Genomic DNA, 2,824 nt, shown 5'->3' on the forward strand with positions numbered 1-2,824 from the left:
CATTGGTTACTATTCCAGAATTCAACAATAACAATGATGTCTGGTTTAAATTAAGAATAGCTAAATCATATAAGGAATTAGGGGAATATGATGATTCCATTGAGTTCTTAAAGGACATCTACAAAACCAAGAAGGACTGGTATATCTCAAGGGATATGGCTGAAAATTACTTCTTCAAAGAGGAATTTGATGAATCCTTGAAATGGGCTGCTAAAGGAATATTGGCTCGTGATGGAAAGATTGAAAGCAAAGTGAACCTATTCTCTTTAGTTGGAGACATTTTGGAAATCAAAGGCTTTGAAGATGAGGCAATAATGAATAAATACATGTATTATGTTATTCGTAACGCTAAGGAATGGCCAATCGATGATGAATTAAAGGATTTATTAGGTAGTTATGGTCTTGATTTGGAAAATACAGACTTCAAGTCTTTATTCAAGGAATATGAAAACATGTGGATCAGCATGAAATACTTTGGTCAGGAAAGGCAATATGGTGTCATTGACAAGGTATTAAATGATGGAAAAGCAGGATTCATCAAGGCAAATGGCAAATCCTACTATTTCAAGGCCTATGAATTCAAGGATGATAAGGACTACATCTATGAAGGAACTGAAGTTTCATTCTATTTAGAGGATGCTTACAATAAATCTAAAGATGAAATGGTTAAAAATGCAGTAAACATTTACTGTGAAATGCTTTAAAAATAGTTATTTTAAAATTTTTAAAATAATTACAATATTAATTTTAATTTAAAATAATTAAAAATATTTAAAAATAGTAAATAAGATTGATTATCGATAATCAATCTTTAATAATTCTTTTTTTCTTATATTTTATATTCAATATTCAATAATTCTTCTTTTTTCTTTTCAAACTCTTCTTTAGTTAAATATCCTTTTTCAAAGAGTTCCGCATAGTTCAATAATTCCTCTGCAGGTGAGAATTCAATATTGAAAACCACTTTTTTATGATGGCATTTGCATTTGCCATATCCATGCTTATGACATCTGCATTTGTCTTTATCATGGTTGTGGTGGCATTTTCCTTTACCTTTTCCATGCCTATGCTTTTTATGATGGCATTTAGAGTATTCCTCATCATCTTCTTTATCTTTTATCTTTTCTCTATTTGCCTTAATACCGAAGACCTTATTTGAATCTTCATATTCCTTGGATTGGAAGTATTTTTTATTTTGTGCCTTTTTATTATCTTCTTTCATATCTTCTTCAATCTCTTTTTGAACACTTTCCATTTGCTTTTTAAAGCTTTCCCTTAAGGCGTCTGTTGGATTCAATTCATTAATGTCAAGATCTTTAGTATCATCATGGATAAATACATTCTTGTATTCTCTAAATCCATCATATTCCATCAAATCTTCTTCAGTTATCTTATCTGGATTGTCATCCAATACTTTCAACCCTTCCTCTGTAATATTGTAATACATAAATCTATTTGATTCAATCAATTCAGCTTTTTTAAGGTAAGTGTTTGCAGTGCTGATTCTGGAATTTATTACAGGTTCATTATTAGGTAATCTGATTTCCTTATCTTCATCTGAAATGTCAATGTAATCCATCACTTCTTCTGTTATTTCCTGAACTTTATATTCATCCTTGTCTTTGATTATCTCAAGTAAAGGTAAAACTAAATCATAGGTTTCTGGAATTGCCATATTATTTCTCCTATTCTTGCTTATATAGTAATTTGTATTTTTAATTATTTAATTTTATTAGTAATTTATTAGTAATTTTACTATTTAATTAATTATTTTGATAAAAATGGTAATATTTGATTTTGTAATAATCCTTATTTTTTATTTATTTTTATTTTTTTTATTATAATAGTAATAATTTTTATAATTCATTCATTTTAACTTATTTTTTTTAAAAAATATTAACTATTGATAAATATTTTTTAATTTAATTAAAGATTATTAAATTTAAATAAAAAAATCATTTTAAAAATTTTGCTTAAAAAAATTATTTGTAATATTTTAATCGATATATTTATATATTTTTATTACTAAAATAATATTAGAGATATTAAGTGATTCTATGAAAAAGATAGGTAAAAGATTACAGGAACTTAGAGAGTCCAAAGGATTATCTCAATCTGATTTAGCAAGTTATTTGGGGATTTCACAGCCCTTATTGTCTCAGATTGAATCTGGTAATCGTAATTTGAATTTATCTCTCCTTGATAAGTTATGTTCACTTTATGGATGCAGTGATTCCTACATTCTTTGCAAAAGCGATGAATATAATTCAATCAATTTTTCATTCAGATCAAAAAATGCAGCTAAACAGGATTTGGATTGCATTTCTTCAGTGCATAAGATTATCATGAATATGCGATTCTTAAATGAATTAAACGAGGGTGATTCTGATGAGAGATAAGATCAAATTGAATTCCTTGGCAGTGGAATTAAGAAGAGACTGGGATTTGAATCCTTACAGTCCAATTGATTTGTTCTCTATAGTTCTATCTAAATTGCCTGATTTAACCATTCTTTTTTATCCAATGTCTGATAATACAAGTGGAATGTGCATTAAGGATATAAATGGCATTGATTTAAATGAATTAAAGGAAATAAAAGGCTCCAATGAACAATCCTCTAAGGATATGTTTATTTGCATTAATTCCAACATGTCTAAAGGCAGACAAAGATTTACTTTAGCTCATGAATTAGGTCATGCAATGCACTCCTATTTCTCCGAGAGAAATCAGCCTCAGGAAAAGGCAGATTATAAGATCTTCGTAGCAGAGGTTGCATCAACGGTCAACGAGGTGCTTCTCTACAAGTATCTTATGAAGACGACTA

General features: G+C 28.3%; 4 protein-coding genes. 3 read left to right on the plus strand and 1 reads right to left on the minus strand.

Features of this window, described 5'->3' with window-relative positions:
- Nucleotides 1-704 (plus strand): hypothetical protein (locus Q0409_RS01410; RefSeq protein ID WP_298534291.1); only part of this gene is annotated, 704 nt, incomplete at its 5' end.
- Between the two features lie 125 nt (nt 705-829).
- On the opposite strand, the gene Q0409_RS01415 is transcribed toward Q0409_RS01410, so the two are convergent.
- Complete coding sequence (locus Q0409_RS01415) at nt 830-1,675, minus strand: winged helix-turn-helix domain-containing protein (RefSeq protein ID WP_298534293.1); 846 nt, start codon at nt 1,673-1,675, stop codon at nt 830-832.
- 382 nt (nt 1,676-2,057) lie between these two features.
- On the opposite strand from Q0409_RS01415, the gene Q0409_RS01420 reads away from it, so the two are divergent.
- Both Q0409_RS01420 and Q0409_RS01425 read left to right on the plus strand, forming a co-directional pair.
- The gene (locus tag Q0409_RS01420; protein WP_298534296.1) at nt 2,058-2,399 is read left to right on the plus strand and encodes a helix-turn-helix domain-containing protein; all 342 of its coding nucleotides are present in this window, start codon (nt 2,058-2,060) and stop codon (nt 2,397-2,399) included.
- A partial coding sequence (locus Q0409_RS01425; protein ID WP_298534300.1) for a M3 family metallopeptidase occupies nt 2,389-2,824 on the plus strand: 436 nt, incomplete at its 3' end. The genes Q0409_RS01420 and Q0409_RS01425, both read left to right, overlap by 11 nt.

This window comes from uncultured Methanobrevibacter sp., from assembly GCF_937898925.1.
Lineage (GTDB): Archaea > Methanobacteriota > Methanobacteria > Methanobacteriales > Methanobacteriaceae > Methanobrevibacter.

Excerpts from the sequence above, each read along its gene's own strand:
- Q0409_RS01415 (WP_298534293.1), bottom strand. The coding sequence starts at position 1,675 with ATGGCAATTCCAGAAACCTATGATTTAGTTTTACCTTTACTTGAGATA.
- Q0409_RS01420 (WP_298534296.1), top strand. The coding sequence starts at position 2,058 with ATGAAAAAGATAGGTAAAAGATTACAGGAACTTAGAGAGTCCAAAGGA.